Origin of the sequence: Streptomyces populi (genome assembly GCF_002911015.1) — a bacterium.
GTDB classification, from domain to species: Bacteria; Actinomycetota; Actinomycetes; order Streptomycetales; family Streptomycetaceae; genus Streptomyces; species Streptomyces populi.
Genome location: NZ_KZ626858.1, coordinates 42,317 through 57,817 on the forward strand (window position 1 = coordinate 42,317; position 15,501 = coordinate 57,817).

Consider the following 15,501-nt stretch of genomic DNA (forward strand, 5'->3'; position numbering starts at 1 on the left):
GAAGCCGGAGGCCGAACGGATGGGGCCGGACGGGATCCGTCGTGAAACGGGCGGAAGGCGTCCGGTCCGCCGTGCGGGGACGCTCACGCCCCGCCGGTGTACCGGGCCAGTTCCCAGGGGTCGTGGGCGCTGAAGACGTCGACCTCGCCGCCGTGCAGGCGGACCAGTTCCCGCAGCCGCGCGTGGTTGGCGAGCCGCAGGGGCCGGTCCACCTCGGCGATCTGCTGGAGGAGGTCCAGGCCCGGGTGGCCCGCGGGACGGTCGGGGTCGACCTCGCGGTGGAAGTAGTACGCGTCGCCGCAGTGCAGGAGCCATCGGCCGGAGTCCTCGACGGCGATCGCGCTGTGGCCCCGGGTGTGCCCGCCGAGCGGGACGAGCAGGATCTCCGCCTCCAGGCCCTCCAGCGGCCGGACCGCGTCGAAGCCGAACCAGGGGTCCCCCGAGGGCTGCGCGTACGTGACCCAGTGCGGTCGGTGCGCCCACTGGGACGGCCGGTAGCGGACGCGGTCCTCGGGATGGGTGCCCGGTGCCGCCATGGCCGCGCGGTGCTCGGCCTCGCCCAGATGGATCTTGGCCCAGGGGAAGTCGGGGAGGCCGCCGGCGTGGTCCACGTCGAGGTGGCTGAGCACGACGTGCCGTACGTCCTCGGGCCGGAAGCCGAGGGCGCGGACCTGGTGCAGCGCGGTCTCGGCGAGGTCCAGGGCGGGCTGGGCGCGGCCGAGGAAGTCCGCGCCGAGGCTCTCCTCGGGCCGGGCCACGTCCGCGGTGCCGATGCCGCTGTCGACGAGGACGAGACCGTCGCGGTCGGTCTCGACGAGGAGGCAGTGGCACACGGCGGGCAGACCCCCCTCGTCGGTGTCGATCGTCCGCAGGGAACCGCAGTTCAGGTGGTGGATCTTCACGATGAGTCCCTCTCAGGCGCATACGGGGGTCCACAGGTGGCGCCACCATTAGATAACGAACGTTCGTAAGCTAATAGCGAACGGTCGTCAGGTTAAAGTGGGCGCATGAGCCCGCGCAAGTCCGTCGCCGAAACCGCCGCCACCCGCGACCGGATCATCGGGAGCGCCCTGGCACTGGCCTCCGCCGAGGGCCTCGAAGGGCTCACCATCGGGCGGCTCGCCGCCGATCTGGCCATGAGCAAGGCCGGCGTGATCGGCCACTTCGGCAGCAAGGAGGCGCTCCAGCTCGCTGTGCTGGACGCGGCCGTCGAGCGGTTCACCCTGCGGGTCCCGGCACGGGCGGTCGGAGCGCGGCCCGGCACGGAGCGACTGGCCCGCACCTACGACGAGTGGATCGCCTACATGGCCGAGGACGAGGGCCACGGCGGCTGCTTCCTCACCTCGGTGGCCACCGAGTTCGACGGCCGCCCCGGCCCGGTCCGCGACGCGGTCCTGGCCGCTCTGGGCACGTGGACGGCGTACGTCAAGGCGGAGATCGACACGGGCATCGGGGCCTGCGAGCTCCCCGAGGACACGGACGTGGACCAGCTCGCCTTCGAGCTGGGCGGAGTGGTCCTCGCGGCCGGCCAGTCCATCAAGCTGCACCGCGACCCGCAGGCACCGGACCGGGCGCGCCGCGCCGTCGCCCGGCTGCTCGGCGCGCCCTGAGGATTCACCTCCAAGAAGCCCGGGGCCGGGCGAAGCCGCCCGGGGGGAGGCTCAGTTGACGTCCCGGTCGTGCCCTTCCCAGTACGGCCGGCGCAGCTTGTACTTCTGGAGCTTGCCGGTGGCCGTCCGGGCCAGCTCGCCCCGGAACTCGACCGAGGTCGGCGCCTTGTACCCGGCGAGACGCTCCTTGCAGTACCCGATCAGCTCGCTCTCCGTCGCCTCCGTGTCCGGGGCGAGGACCACCAGGGCCTTGACCGTCTCGCCCCACTTCTCGTGCGGCACGCCGATGACCGCGACCTCGGCGACCGCGGGATGGCTGAAGAGCGTGTCCTCCACCTCGATCGAGGACACGTTCTCCCCGCCCGTGATGATCACGTCCTTCTTGCGGTCACTGATCGTCAGATAGCCGTCCTCGCCGATGGATCCGCCGTCCCCGGTGTGGAACCAGCCGTCGGCCAGCGCCCGTCCGGTCTCCTCGGGCTGCTCCCAGTACCCCTCCAGGACGACGTTGGAGCGCGCGAGGATCTCCCCGTCGGGCGCGGTGCGCAGGCTCACGCCGAGCGCGGGGGCACCGGCGCGCACCAGCTTCTCGGCCCGCGCCTGCGGGTCGAGGCCGTCCCATTCGGAGCGGGTGCGGTTGACGGTGAGCAGGGGCGAGGTCTCGGTGAGGCCGTAGATCTGGATGAACTCCCAGCCCAGCAGGGACTCGACCCGTGCGACGGTCCTCGTGGGCGGCGGCGCCCCGGCGACGATGATGCGGACCCGGTCGCGGCCGGGGATCTCGCCCTCCCAGGACTCGGCGGCGGCCAGCACGGCGTTGACGACGGCCGGGGCCGCGCACATCACCGTCACCCCGTGCTCGGCGACCCGGCGCAGGATCTCCGCCCCGTCGACCTTGCGCAGCGCGATCTGCCGGACGCCGAGGCCCGCCATCGCGAAGGGCATCCCCCAGCCGTTCGCGTGGAACATGGGCAGGGTGTGCAGATAGACGTCGCGATCGGTGACACCGGCGTGCAAGGCGAAGGTCGTGGCGTTGACCCAGATGTTGCGGTGCGTGATCTGGACGCCCTTGGGCCGGGCCGTCGTACCGCTGGTGTAGTTGATGGTGGCGGTCGCGTTCTCGTCCGGCTCCCAGGGGCGGGGGTCGGTGCCGAAGCGGTACAGCTCGGCGTCCGCGACGGCTCCGAGGGTGAAGCGGTGCTTGCAGGCGACCCCGGCGAGTCGGTCGGCCAGTTCGGGGTCGACGAGCAGGACGCTCGCGCCCGAGTGCTCGACGATGTAACCCACCTCCTCGGCCGTCAGCCGGAAGTTGACCGGTACGAGGACCCGGCCGTGACCGCTGACGCCGAAGAACGAGGTGAGGAGCCTGGCACTGTTGGGCGAGACGACGGCCACGCGCGCGCCGTGCGGGACGTCCAGCGCGTCGAGCCCGGCGGCCTGGGCTCTGGCCAGTTCGCCGACGCGCCGATAGGTCAGCCCCTCCCAGGGCTCGGCCGGCTGGTCGGGTTCGTCGACGACACCGAGGCGGTCGCCGTACACGGTGACGGCGCGGTCCAGGAAATCAAGGGCTCCGAAGGGGACGAGCATCACGGCCTCCCGACGATCGGACGATGTCCCCTTTCTATCGTGACCCGGCCCCCGCGCATCCGGACGGCACCCGATCGGTCACCGGCCGCGGTGTCCGGATCCTTGTGCGTGTCCTCGCCTCCTTGGTCTTCGCCCGCCCGGCACGTCACGATCGTCCGATGGACAGCCGACCGACGTTCGACTTCCCCCGGCCCCTGCGCATCGGCGGGCTGGGGCTGCACCTGCGCGAGTGGTCCGACGACGACGTCGAGGACCTCGTCGCGCTCTACGACGATCCCGAGATCGACCGGTGGACGCCGGTCGTCTCGCCCTTCGACACCGAGGCGGCGCTCGCCTATCTCGCGGCGGCCCAGCAGAAGAACGCCGAGGGACGGGGCGCGCAGCTGGCCATCACCACGGACGGCGCGCGGCCCCGGGGCGAGATCCTGCTGTTCCCCGGCACGGCCGACGACCGTGACGTCGAGCTGGCCTACGGCGTGGGGGCCGCCCACCGGGGCCTGGGACTCGCGACCCGCGCGGTCCGGCTCGTCGTCGACTTCGCCCACCGCCGCGTCGGCGGCCGGCGTGTCGTGCTGTGCATCGAGGACGGGAACACCGCGAGCGAGGCGGTCGCCCGGGCGACGGGCTTCGCCCGCACCGACGACGATCCCGTCATCCGTACGGCGAAGGGCCGGGACGTCGTCCTGCGGACCTGGAGCCATCTCGGGGACGACGGGCCGCACCTCGGGTGAGGGGCCCTCCGGGAGGGCGACCGCCTCGGGAGCGCGGACGGCCCCCGTGGAACGGAGGAACGGACAGGGCAGGGCTCCGGCGGTGGCGGGCGCTCCGGCGTCACACGTCCGGGACGCCCTGTGCCGTCGTACCGTACGGCCGTCCGTCACGCCTCCGCGGGCTCCGCCTCCGGGGGCGGCGCCGCCAGGTACTCCTCGCTGACCTCCTTCGGACCGAAGGGCCACACCTTCTCCAGCCGGGCCCAGACGGCGAAGGCGACCAGGCCGAGGGCGAGCCAGGCCAGCGACCACTCGATGGGGTGGCGGCCCGGGGAGTTCTTGTCCGCGTACCCGTAGATGGTGAGCCAGCCGGCGAGGGCGAGGAGGCTCGGCAGGGGGTAGAGCCACATCCGGTACGGACGGCGCAGTCCCGGCTGCCGTCGGCGCAGCACCGACAGGGCGACGACCTGGGCCAGCGCCTGGACGATCACCATGACGGTGGTCAGCAGCTGGATGAGGGTGGCGAGGTCGGTGTGGCGGCCGATCAGGAACCCGACCGCCGTGATGACGCCCATGGTGGCCAGACCCAGCGTCGGGAAGCGGTGCCTGGGGTGCAGTCTGGCGTAGGGGCGGAAGAACACGCCCTCGCGGGCGGCGTCGTAGGGCACTCTCGAACCGCCCAGCAGCCCGGTGAAGACCGAGGCGAGCGCGGTGATCAGGATGAGGACGGTGACCGTGTCGGCGGCCCCCTTGCCCCAGGTCTCCTCCATGACCGCCGAGGCCACCGAGGTGGAGGCGACGTCGCCCGGGTCGGTCATCCGCTCCCAGTCGATGACGCCGAGCGTGCCGATCTGGAGCAGCAGGTAGATCGCCATGATGCCGAGGATGGAGCAGACGATGGAACGGGGCAGGGTGCGGCCCGGGTCCTTGATCTCGGCGCCCATGTACGCGGTGGTGTTGTAGCCGAGGTAGTCGTAGATGCCGATGGTCAGGCCCGCGGCGAAGCCGACCCAGAAGTGGCCGGTGGACAGCGCGAACGCGTGCGCCGGGTAGGTGAAGGCGCGGGCGGCGCTGAAGTCGGTGGCGGCGGCGACGATCACGAGGAGGACCGAGGTGATCATCACGGCCCACATGACGGCGGTGATCCGCGCGATGTGCTCGATCCCCCGCCACAGCAGGAGGACCACGAGGGCGACCATGCCGAGTCCGACGAGATCGCCGGTGGTCCTGCTCATGTCGGGGACCAGATAGCCGAGGTACTGGACGAAGCCGACCACGCCCGTGGACATGATCAGCGGGATGAAGAGCATCGCCGTCCAGACGAACAGGAAGGGCATCAGGCGTCCGGTGCGGTACTGGAAAGCCTGGCGCAGATAGACGTAACTGCCGCCGGAACCGGGCATCGCGGCGCCGAGTTCGGCCCAGACGAGTCCGTCGGCGAGCGCCAGCAGCGCGCCCGCGACGAATCCGATGACGGCCTGCGGTCCACCGAACGCGGCGACCATGAGCGGGATCGTCACGAACGGCCCGATGCCGCACATCTGGCTCATGTTGATGGCGATGGCCTGGAACAGGCCGACGCGGCGGACGAAGCCGCCGGCGGCCGACGGGGTACCGGACACGGATCCTCCTCAGGACGAAACGTGCGCAGAAGTACGAGGCGGCGGCCGCCCCGGGGACGGCCGAGGGATCGAGGGCTGCGGGCGCCCGCCCCGTGCCGGACTCCCCTCGGCCCGTCGGAGAGGCCGACCGGGCGATAAAGTTAAGGAGACTTACTAAGCGCGTCAAGGGGGCGTGACGCATGAGCGAGAATGACGCGATGCCCGCCACCGACGCCGCAGAGCAGCCCGGACAGCCCTGGAACCGCCGTCGGCTGCGCAGCACCAACGAGCGGCTGCTCCTCGACCGGCTGCGCGCCCGGGGCCCCGCCTCGCGCGCCCAGCTCGCCCGCGAGACGGGGCTGTCCAAGCCGACCGTCTCCAGCGCGCTCGCCGCGCTGGAGGAGGCGGGACTCGTCCACGAGGTCGGCACGCGGGCGCCCGAGCGCGGCCGGGTCGCCGTCCTGTACGCCCCCGACCCCGCCGCCGGGTACGCGCTCGGCATCGACATAGGCCGAGGCTGGCTGCGCGTGGCGGTAGCCGATCTCGACGGCTCGGTGGTCGCGCGCGCCGACGTGCGCAACCGCGCCCGCACCTCCGGGACCATGGCCGACCTCGTGGTGTCCACCGCCCGTCAGGTCGTCGCCGACTCCGGTGCCGGGGCGCACGAGGTGGCGCACGCGGTGGTGGGCACACCGGGCGTGTACGACGAGAAGCAGCGCCGGGTCCGGTACGCGATGCATCTGCCCGGATGGGGCCGGGCGGGTCTGTTCGACCGGATGCGCGAGGAACTGGGCGTCCCGCTGGAGGTGCACAACGACGCCAACCTCGCGGCCCTCGGCGAGTACACGTACGGGGTCGGCGCGGGCAGCAGGCTGTTCGCGTACATCATGATCGGCACCGGTCTCGGCATGGGCGTCGTCAGCGAGGGACGGCTGTTCACGGGGGCGCACGGCGGGGCCGGCGAGATCGGCTTCCTCCCCTGGCCGGGACGGCGGGGGCCCGGGACCCTGGAGGAGGCGGTGTCCGGCGAGGCCGTCGTCGAGGCCGCCCGGCACTTCGGCATGACCGGGCAGCTGACCGCGAAGGCCGTCTTCGACGCGGCACGGGAGGGGCAGGGCCCGGCGGTCGAGGCGGTCCGGCTGGAGGGAGAGCGGATCGCGCACACGGTGGCGGCCGCGACGGCGGTGCTCGACCCGGATCTGGTCGTTCTGGGCGGCGGGGTCGGGCACAGCGTCGACCTGCTGCTGCGGCCCGTGCGCGAGAGCCTGCGCACCCTCACACCCCTGCGCCCGAAGATCGTGCCCGGCCGTCTGGGGGAGGACGCGGTCCTGCTCGGCGCGGTGGCCACGGCTCTGGGGACGGCACGCGACGTGGTGTTCGAGCGCAGATCGGGTTCCTGAAGCCGAACGGCGTGAGGGGCGGGCCCGCCACCGGGCCCGCCCCTCCCCCGGTCCGGCTCAGCTCACGTCGAGCGCGGTGTCGTCGAGGACGAACGACGTCTGGAGCGTGGAGCCCTCGACGCCGGTGAACTTGATCGTGACCGTCTGCCCGGCGTAGGTGGAGCCCAGGCTGAACGTGCGCCGCGTGTAACCGGACGCGGCGTTCAGGTTGGAGTACGTGGCCAGGGTCGACAGCACGGTGCCGCCGCTGTTGAGCACCTGGGCCTTGAGGGTGTCGTAGGCCGTGGTCGTGGTCGTCTCGGCCGTGTCCACGTGCAGGTAGAAGCTGAGGGTGGCCGAGCAGCCCGAGGGGATGGTCACGGCCTGGGAGAGCGTGTCGGTGTTGGCCGAGCCGTAGCCGTTGAGCCAGGCCTTGTACGAACCGGTGCGGGCCGCCTCGCTGGAGCTGTTGGTGATGACACCGCTGGTGGCGGTCCAGGACGTGGCGCCGGACTCGAAGCCCGGGTTGGCGAGGAGCTGCGCGGCCGTGCAGATGCCGCCGCCACCGCCACTGCTCGTGCCGGCCAGCCAGTCGGTGGCGTTGAGGGCGAGCGCGGCATTGGTGGCGCCGGTGTCGTTCCAGCCGTCGTAGAGCGTGTTGCCGGACTGGCCGGTGCCGTCGTCGATCGGTGAACTGTCGCCCCAGAAGGCGACCTTGCCGCTGCCGAAGGTGCTGGTCGCGAAGAAGGCGCCGGTGTTCCCGGAGTAACCGGTCCGGTAGACCAGGCCCTTGACGGCCGAGTTGTCGGCCGGCTTGAGCGTGGCCGTGGTCCCGTCGGCGATCAGGCTCTTGGTGACGGTGCCGAACGAGCCGTGCAGGACCGCGTTGCCGCTGTCGCTGATGGCGGTCGGGTAGTCGGAGCTCACGTCCAGCGTGTCGATGGAGAAGCCGAACGGGTCGGTGCTGTCGACGCTGTTGTTGCTCATCAGGTCGTTGAAGATCTCGACCGCGTCGTAGCCGTCGCTGTTGCGGTCGGCACCGGTGTGGTCGGAGATCATGAAGAGGCCGCCGCCGTTCTTGACGAACGTCATAATGGCGGTCTTCTCCGCCGTGCTGAAGAGCGTGTTGGGTTCGGGCAGCACCAGCTCGTCGAAGTTCGACAGATCGGTCGCGGCCGTGCCGCCGTAGGTGAGACTGGAGCCCGAGGGCAGCGTCTTCAGGCTGTAGTTGCCGGTCTTCTGGAGGGCCACGCCCCACGAGGACAGCGCGCCCGTCCAAGAGGTCTCCGAGGTCGGGCTGGAGTTCTGGCCAAGCGGGTCGGGCTGGCTGGTGGAGATGATCCAGTCCGCGTTGCCCGCGGTCTCGGCGTGGCCGTTGTCGAACAGCACGCGGTGGGCGGTGGCCGCGTGGGCCGGTGTGTCGGTGGTGATCTGAAGGGCCCCCGCCGTGACGAGCAGTCCCAGTCCGGCGAGACCGGTGGTGAGTCTCCGGCGGAACCTTCTTGATCCGAGCATCCGTCAAACCTCCGTACAGAGTGGGGAAACAGGGGTTCGAGCGCCAACTCTTCGCGCGTAGATCGAACGTGGGGGTATCTACACGCGTTGAACTATTGAAAGGTACATGGCATTCAGGCTGGGAACCATCAAGCGCGGGCAATAACCGGAAGGGACTGCACCAGGCTCCAGCGGGCAGATTCAGTGCACCGGGAGTCCGAGGACAAGGGGCGGAGATGGAGATCTCGGGCGTCATCAGTGCCGTCGTCATCGGCATCGTCATCGGTGTGCTGGGCCGGCTCGCCGTGCCCGGGCGCCAGCGCATCGGCATCCTGTGGACGATCGTGGTCGGCGTCGTGGCCGCGTTCATCGGGTCGGGGATCGCCGCCGCGTTCGGCGTCGCCGACACCAAGGGCGTCGACTGGATCGAGTGGCTCATCCAGATAGGTCTCGCCGCGATCGGCGTCGCGGCGCTGGACCGGACGAGGGGGCGGCACTGAACGGCCGGCATCGGGCGGGACCCGGCTGACGGGATCCGCTCCTCGGCCGGGTGGTGCCCGGGCCGAGGGGGCGCGACCGGACCGGGACCCGTGGCGAGGACCACCGGCCGGATGGCCGGGCGGCGTCACGGCCACAGGGCCGTGGCCCGCGCCCGGGACACCGGACGGGCCGCCGGAGTCCGGCGCGGTCCGCCGACGGCCGGTCCGCGGGGTGATACCCGCCGAATTGCGTTGCGGAGCAGGTGCGCGCGCGGCTACGGTCTGCGCGTTTCGCATGCCCGCACTCCACGTCACGGAGACATCTTGCCGCCACGCATCACGCCGTTGACCGATCCGGACTCCTCCCCGTCGAGCCGGCGTCTGGCCTGGCTGGCTTCGGACGCCGAAGGGGCCCCGGTGGGCTCGGCGTTCCTCTGGTTGTCCGGCAGGAAGGGGCAGGACCATCGCGCCGAGCTGGAGATCACGGTGCACCCCGCCGAGCGGCGCGCCGGGGTGGGCGGCGCCCTCCTGGACGCCGCTCTGACCACCGCGCGGGGCGACGGACGGCGGTCACTGGTCGCCCGTGTCACGGCCGGCTCTCCCGGCGAACCGTTCCTCGCGGCACACGGGTTCCGCCAGGTGCTGGCCCTGACGTTCGCCCGCCTCCCCCTGCCGGAGCTGGACCTCGACGCCGTGACCGGGATCGTGGAACGCCCGCACCCCGGATACGAGTTGAGGAGCTGGGACGGCGTCGTGCCGTCCGAGCTCGCGCACACCTTCGCCGACTCCCGGCGGGCCATGGACGACATGCCGATGGAGGACAGCGACCTCGGCGTCGACGTCTGGGACGTGGAGCGGGTCGTGGCCGTGGCCGAGGCCGTCCTCGACCGCGGCGACGCGCTGCACACGGTGGCCGTGGTGGACCGCTCGGACGGCTCGGTCGCCGGGTTCTCGGAACTCGTCGTGCCGGGCGACGGGCGGGGCGACGCCCAGCACTACGGAACGGGCGTCCTGCCCGAGCACCGCGGCCACGGCCTCGGGCTGTGGATGAAGGCGGAGTCGGTCCGCGCGGCCCGTCTGCGGTACCCGGAACTCGCCGGCCTGCTGACCGACACGGCCGACAGCAACACGCACATGATCGCCGTCAACGACACGCTCGGCTACCGGCCGACCCACCGGGAGCTGGAGTACCGGCTGGACCTCTGAGGGCCGGGCGGGGGGATACGCCCGTACGCGGACCGGCGACCCGCGGACGCGGTACGACGCGTGCGCCCCTGCGCGGGGCGCCGCCTCCGCGGCGGCGGGCCGCCGGAACCTCCGCGGAGCCGCCGTCCTCGTGGCGGCGATCGGCGGGCGGCCCCGGGGGCACGGCCGGACGGTTCCTAGACGACGTCGAACTCGTTGCCCTCCGGGTCCTCCAGCAGGACGGCGTACTGCCCGGCGTCCGGCTCGTCCGTGGTCCGGAGCACCCGGGCGCCGGCTGCGACCAGCCCTTCCACCGTGGCGGCGACCCGCCGGGTGCGGACCTCCAGCGGGACGTCCCGCCCGCCGCCGACCTTCAGGTCGAAGTGCATGCGGTTCTTGACGGCTTTGGGTTCCGGAACCTGCTGGAACCAGATCCGCGGCCCGTGTCCCGCGGGGTCGACGATCGACTCGGGGACGTCGCCCGCGCCGGCGGGCAGCTCCTCCTCGGGCACCCCCAGGGCCACCCAGTACTCCCGCCACGTGGCACGGCCGCCCGGCGGGGGTTCGGGTACGTAGCCCAGGGCCTCGCTCCAGAACGCCACCAGTCTCTGCGGGTCGGCGCAGTCGATCGTCAGTTGCAGCGTCATCTCCATGGCCGGAGCCTGACAGACGCCTCTGACATCCGGGGCCGGGGCCGCGGGGCGGCGGCCGCTCCGCGGTCGTCAGCCCTCGTACACGTACGGCGTGGTCGTGGTGAGCGGCTGGAAGCCCAGGCGGGTGAGGATGGGGCGGCTCAGGCTGGAGGCGTCGACCTGGACGTAGCGGTAGCCGCGTTCGGCGGCGACACGGGCGCGGTGGGCGACGAGGGCGCGGTAGATTCCCCGCCCCCGCCACGCCTCGACGGTGCCTCCGCCCCACAGCCCGGCGAACCGGGCCCCCGGCGGGAGTTCCATGCGGGCCGCGCTGACCGGGACGTCGCCGGCGAGGGCCACGACGGCCACGACCGTGTTCGTGTCGCCGGTGAGCTGGGCGAGCAGTTGGTGGCGCAGGCGGGTGCTGTCACCGCCGAAGGCCTGCTCGTGGACCTCGGCGACCAGGGCGACGCCCTCGCGGTCGGTGACCGGCAGCAGCCGTACGCCCTCGGGCGGTTCCACGTCGAGGGCCAGATCGCTCAGCTCGGCGACCATCAGCGTCTCCTCGGGTTCGGCGGTGAAGCCCGCCGCCCGCAGCCGCCGCCCCAGGTCCCGGGGCCGGTCGTGTCCGTACAGCTTCCACTCGAAGCCGCCCCCGAGCCCGGAGAAGAACCGCACCTGTTCGGCGACGGCCGCGTCGGCGCTCGTCTCGTCGAGGTCGGACCAGAGCACCCCGTTCCAGCCCTTGTCCGCGCCGACCTGGCGCACCACCCTGCCGGCGCGCTCGACCCGGGCTCCCGGCGCGTCGGGCCGCGCGCCCTCCCGCATGTCCCGGTCGAACAGCGCCAGTACCGCTGCATGATCCATGGGGTCACTCCAGCACCCCGGGACGAACGGGGCAACGGGAATATGTGTCCACGGGTGGCGGGGAGGGACGTCGCCGTCCTCCTTCCGCCGGGCGGTCCCGGGCGCGAGGGCGTCCGGGCAGGCCCTTTTCCCGGACTCCGCCCGGACGCCGGTTCCCGGACTCCGCCCGGACGCCGGTTCCCCGCCGTCCCGGTCAGCACGACGCCGGCCCCGCGTCCTCTGCGGTGGCCGGCGTTCGTCACTTCCCGCGGCGGCCCGGCCGGTCCGGGGACCGGGTGGGCCGGTGTTCAGTGGGCGGCGACCAGCTCCTGCTCCTCGCTGTCCGTGCCCGCGGACCTGCCGCCGCGCAGGGCGGCGATGCCGATGAAGATCATCGAGGACAGGCCCGCGACGGCGAAGGCGGTGAAGCCCCAGTCGCCGTGGTTCGCCGCGAGCAGCTGGCCGCCGAGCCACGGACCGAAGACGGCGCCGAAGCGGCCCATGCCCGAGGTCCAGCCGACGGCGGTGGCGCGGTCACCGGCGTCGGAGCGGATGGAGACCGTCGCGTAGATCATCGTCTGGGCGCTGTTGAGGAAGACGCCGGTGAGGAAGACGACCACCATGGTCACGCTCATCGGCATGTGGACGCTGAGCAGGAAGACCCCGGCGGCGGTCAGCGCGAACCAGAGCGCGGAGATCCGGGGGGCGCCGAAGCGGTCGGCCGCCCGGCCCGCGACCAGCATGCCCACGATGCCGCCGAGGTTGAAGACGACCACGAAGTACAGGGCGGAGGCGAGCTCGTAGCCCTCGGCGCGCATCAGGGTGGGCAGCCAGGTGGCGACGCCGTAGACCAGGAGCAGACCGCCGAAGGAGGCCAGCCAGTACAGCAGGGTCTGGGTCCACTCACCGCCGCGGAAGAGGTTGACCAGCGCGTTCCAGCGGTCCGCCGCGCCCTGTCCGCCGGAGGACTTGGCGGCGGGCAGCTCGACGTCGTAGCGGTCGGCCAGCTCGCGGGCCTCGTCGGTACGGCCCTTGGCGACCAGGAAGCTCAGCGACTCGGGCAGGAACCTGGCGAGCACCGGGGCGAAGAGCAGCGGAGTCACACAGACCCAGAAGGCGGACTGCCAGCCGACCGGCTCGACGAGCCACTTGGCCACGTAGGCGGAGAGGATGCCGCCGGCGTGGTGGGCGGTCATCAGCAGGCCGATGACGATGGCGCCGCGGCCGCGCGGGGCGTAGTCGGAGACCATGCTGATCGCGGTGGGCAGCAGACCGCCGAGGCCGACGCCCGCCAGGGTCCGGCCGAGGCCGAAGACCGCGAGGCTGTCCGCCAGGGCGCACACGCCGGAGGCCAGCGAGAAGAGGGCCACGCAGGCGACCATCAGCTTCTTGCGGCCGATCCGGTCGGCGACGGTGCCCGCGGCGAGGGCGCCGACCAGCATGCCGAAGGTGGCGTAGCTGCCGAGGTCGCCGGCCTGGTCCGGGGTGAGGCCGAAGGTCTTCGTCGCCAGCAGGTGCGGCAGCACCGAGCCGTAGATGAACATGTCGAGACCGTCGAAGAGGACGGCCAGCCAGCACAGACCGACGACCAGGAAGGCCAGTCTGCTGCCGCGAGCGGACAGCGCGGGGGAGGAGGACATCTTTGTTTTCCTCTCGTCCAGGAGGGCGTTTCCCCTGGATGGGGCTCAGTGAGGGTCCCTCTGCTCGCGGTCCCCGCCCGGCCGGAGCCGGCGGTGGGGGGAGTCGAGAGCCTGGGGCGGGTCGTCGCGGCTCGTGCGGCCGACCCGGTGTGCGCTAGACGCTAAGGATCCACCCCGAGAGTGTCAACGCTTTTGTCAACAATCTCGGCAACGGTCTGGTCAACGGCCTCGCCAGGGGCCGCGCCAAGGGGGTGAGCACGCACCCCGGTGCGCCCTCACCCCCGCGGAACCCTCGTCTACGCGACCGGCGGCGTGCCGTGGGTGTGGAAGGACTCGATGGTCTTCAGACCCCAGGCCTGGCCCTTCTTCCGCTCCTCCTCGGTCCAGGTGACCAGCGGCCAGTCGGGGGCCAGGACGAGACGGGTGAGCGGGTTGCACAACTCGATGCGGTTGCCGCCGGGTTCGTAGACGTACAGGAAGAACGTCTGCTGGATGGCGTGCTTGTGCGGTCCCGTCTCGATGAACACACCGGTGTCGATGGCGAGATCGGCCGCGCGCAGGATGTCCTCGCGGGTGTCCGTGGCGAACGCGATGTGGTGCAGGCGTCCGGCCGAGCCGGTCCAGTCCGAGGTGTAGACGACGTCGTACGACTTGTCGGTGAAGGTCAGCCAGCGCGCGGCGATCTTCCCCGTGTCGAGCCGGATCTGCTCGGTGGGCCGGGCGCCCAGCACGTGCTGCTGGAACTCGGCGTTGGCGAGCACGTCGGCGGCCAGGAAGTTGACGTGGTCCAGGCGCCGCACGCCCACGCCGCGGTTGGGTTTGGCCTGCGGCTGGTTCTTCAGGGCCGGCTTCAGCCCGTCGGGGGCCCGGTAGTACTCGCTCTCCCAGTACAGGGCGTGCTCGTGGCCGTCCGGGTCGGTGGTGACGTACACCTTGCCGAGCCCCGGTTCGTCCTCGGCCCAGTGGCCGGTGCCGCCCGCCGCCTCGACCGCCTCGATCCGGCGCCGCAGGGCCTCCTCGCTGGAGGTGCGCAGGGCGAGCCGGCCGAGGCCGGGCTGTTCGCGGGCGGTGAGCACGAGGCTGTGGTGCTCGTAGTCGTCGAAGGTGCGCAGGTAGACGGTGCCGCCCTGCTCCCCGTTGACCGTGAGGCCCATGTAGTCGGTGAAGAAGGCGACGCTGGCGTCCAGGTCCGGGGTGAAGAGCTGGGCGTGGCCGATGTGGGCGATGTCGCCGAGGGGCGGGGTCATCGCGGACCTCCTTGGGGTGGTGCGGGTGTCGGTGCCGTGCCGGCGGACCTGGGGAAGACCGTGCCGTCGAAGATCTTGCGTGCGGTACGGACGACGGCGGTGCGCCGGGCCACGGGCACGCCGTCCCCGGGACCGTGGTCGACACCCGCTTCGATGTCGAGGAATCCGGTGGGGTGTTCGATGCGCAGCCGGTCGCCCCGCCCGGGCAGGCGCGCCACGGCGTGGCCGACGCCTCCCTCCACGCGCAGCCCGGCGGCGACGCTCGCGGCGCCGAGGACGCCGATGGAGGTGTGGCAGCGCACCGGGATGAAGGTGCGGGTGGTGACGGCTCCGCCGTCGCGGGGCGGGGCGAGCAGGGTCAGCTTGGGCACGGTGGCGTTCTCGACGTCCCCGAGGCCCATCAGCTTGCCCGCCTCCAGGCGGATCTCGTGGAGCCGGTCGGCCAGCGCCAGGTCCTCCTCCAGGTCCTTGGGTTCCTCGTACCCGGTGACGCCCAGCGAGGACGCGGCGATCAGCACGGTCGGCATGCCGTTGTCGACGCACGTCACGAAGGTGTCGGCGACGATGTCCCGGGCACGGCCGGTGGGCAGCAGCGGAGCACTCCCCGGCGGGAACCCGATCACGACGGGCGCCGCGGTCCCCGGCACTCCGGAGATCTCGGCGTCGCCCTCGTAGACGACCCGTCCGCCCTCGGTGGGGAAGGTCGCGGTCGCGAGGTCGCCCGAGTTGACCATGCGGATGCGGACCGACGTGACGCCCTCCCCCGGATCGACCAGCCCGCGTTCGACGGCGAACGGGCCGACCCCGGCGAGCAGGTTGCCGCAGTTCTGACGGTCCGACACCTCCGCCCTGTCGACGGAGACCTGGAGGAACAGGTAGTCGACGTCGGCGGCGGGGTCGGCGGAGACCGAGACCACGGCGACCTTGCTGGTCAGCGGGTGCGCGCCGCCCAGACCGTCGATCTGGCGCGGGTCGGGGCTGCCCATCACGCGCAGCAGCAGGCCGTCGCGTTCGGCGGCGTCGGCGGGCAGGTCGCCGGCGAGGAAGTAGGCGCCCTTGGAGGTGCCGCCGCGCAGGAGCATGCAGCGCAC

The 15,501-nt window shown here is 72.2% G+C and carries 14 protein-coding genes; 5 read left to right on the forward strand and 9 right to left on the reverse strand.

The genetic code is table 11. The features are described 5' to 3' along the window. Nucleotides 1-83: 83 nt before the first annotated feature. Nucleotides 84-902, reverse strand: coding sequence for an MBL fold metallo-hydrolase (locus tag CW362_RS12705; RefSeq protein ID WP_103549524.1), 819 nt, complete (start codon nucleotides 900-902; stop codon nucleotides 84-86). Between the two features lie 105 nt (nucleotides 903-1,007). Here CW362_RS12705 and CW362_RS12710 point away from each other — a divergent pair, with 105 nt between their 5' ends. Next, the gene (locus CW362_RS12710; RefSeq protein ID WP_103549525.1) at nucleotides 1,008-1,610 is read left to right on the forward strand and encodes a TetR/AcrR family transcriptional regulator; all 603 of its coding nucleotides are present in this window, start codon (nucleotides 1,008-1,010) and stop codon (nucleotides 1,608-1,610) included. A gap of 51 nt (nucleotides 1,611-1,661) precedes the next feature. Here CW362_RS12710 and CW362_RS12715 read toward each other — a convergent pair whose 3' ends face one another. Further along, nucleotides 1,662-3,197, reverse strand: a complete 1,536-nt coding sequence (locus CW362_RS12715) for an AMP-binding protein (RefSeq protein ID WP_103549526.1) — start codon at nucleotides 3,195-3,197, stop codon at nucleotides 1,662-1,664. Nucleotides 3,198-3,355: 158 nt separating this feature from the next. On the opposite strand from CW362_RS12715, the gene CW362_RS12720 reads away from it, so the two are divergent. After that, the gene (locus tag CW362_RS12720; protein ID WP_103549527.1) at nucleotides 3,356-3,928 is read left to right on the forward strand and encodes a GNAT family N-acetyltransferase; all 573 of its coding nucleotides are present in this window, start codon (nucleotides 3,356-3,358) and stop codon (nucleotides 3,926-3,928) included. 146 nt (nucleotides 3,929-4,074) lie between these two features. Here CW362_RS12720 and CW362_RS12725 read toward each other — a convergent pair whose 3' ends face one another. After that, the gene (locus CW362_RS12725) at nucleotides 4,075-5,529 is read right to left on the reverse strand and encodes an APC family permease (RefSeq protein ID WP_103549528.1); all 1,455 of its coding nucleotides are present in this window, start codon (nucleotides 5,527-5,529) and stop codon (nucleotides 4,075-4,077) included. A 197-nt stretch (nucleotides 5,530-5,726) separates the two neighbouring features. Between CW362_RS12725 and CW362_RS12730 the strand changes: the two genes are divergently transcribed. Then, a complete protein-coding gene (locus CW362_RS12730; protein WP_103549568.1) occupies nucleotides 5,727-6,908 on the forward strand; it encodes an ROK family transcriptional regulator in 1,182 nt (393 codons plus the stop codon). 57 nt (nucleotides 6,909-6,965) lie between these two features. On the opposite strand, the gene CW362_RS12735 is transcribed toward CW362_RS12730, so the two are convergent. Continuing rightward, complete coding sequence (locus CW362_RS12735; RefSeq protein WP_103549529.1) at nucleotides 6,966-8,402, reverse strand: hydrolase; 1,437 nt, start codon at nucleotides 8,400-8,402, stop codon at nucleotides 6,966-6,968. 215 nt (nucleotides 8,403-8,617) lie between these two features. Between CW362_RS12735 and CW362_RS12740 the strand changes: the two genes are divergently transcribed. Next, on the forward strand, nucleotides 8,618-8,881 hold the full coding sequence (locus CW362_RS12740; RefSeq protein WP_103549530.1) for a GlsB/YeaQ/YmgE family stress response membrane protein: 264 nt from the start codon (nucleotides 8,618-8,620) through the stop codon (nucleotides 8,879-8,881). A gap of 303 nt (nucleotides 8,882-9,184) precedes the next feature. Beyond that, nucleotides 9,185-10,066 carry a GNAT family N-acetyltransferase gene (locus CW362_RS12745; protein ID WP_103549531.1) on the forward strand — a complete coding sequence of 294 codons (882 nt, stop codon included), beginning with the start codon at nucleotides 9,185-9,187 and terminating at the stop codon, nucleotides 10,064-10,066. A 176-nt stretch (nucleotides 10,067-10,242) separates the two neighbouring features. On the opposite strand, the gene CW362_RS12750 is transcribed toward CW362_RS12745, so the two are convergent. The 5 genes from CW362_RS12750 to CW362_RS12770 all read right to left on the reverse strand — a co-directional run bounded on the left by CW362_RS12750 (nucleotide 10,243) and on the right by CW362_RS12770 (nucleotide 15,492). Continuing rightward, nucleotides 10,243-10,698 (reverse strand): VOC family protein, encoded by a 456-nt coding sequence (locus CW362_RS12750; RefSeq protein ID WP_103549532.1) that lies wholly within the window; start codon nucleotides 10,696-10,698, stop codon nucleotides 10,243-10,245. Between the two features lie 69 nt (nucleotides 10,699-10,767). Next, complete coding sequence (locus CW362_RS12755) at nucleotides 10,768-11,544, reverse strand: GNAT family N-acetyltransferase (protein ID WP_103549533.1); 777 nt, start codon at nucleotides 11,542-11,544, stop codon at nucleotides 10,768-10,770. Between the two features lie 287 nt (nucleotides 11,545-11,831). After that, nucleotides 11,832-13,163 carry an MFS transporter gene (locus CW362_RS12760; protein WP_103549534.1) on the reverse strand — a complete coding sequence of 444 codons (1,332 nt, stop codon included), beginning with the start codon at nucleotides 13,161-13,163 and terminating at the stop codon, nucleotides 11,832-11,834. A 296-nt stretch (nucleotides 13,164-13,459) separates the two neighbouring features. Beyond that, nucleotides 13,460-14,410 (reverse strand): VOC family protein, encoded by a 951-nt coding sequence (locus tag CW362_RS12765; RefSeq protein ID WP_103549535.1) that lies wholly within the window; start codon nucleotides 14,408-14,410, stop codon nucleotides 13,460-13,462. Next, complete coding sequence (locus CW362_RS12770) at nucleotides 14,407-15,492, reverse strand: 4-oxalomesaconate tautomerase (RefSeq protein ID WP_103549569.1); 1,086 nt, start codon at nucleotides 15,490-15,492, stop codon at nucleotides 14,407-14,409. Before CW362_RS12770 ends, CW362_RS12765 begins: the two co-directional genes overlap by 4 nt. Between the last annotated feature and the right edge of the window lie 9 nt (nucleotides 15,493-15,501).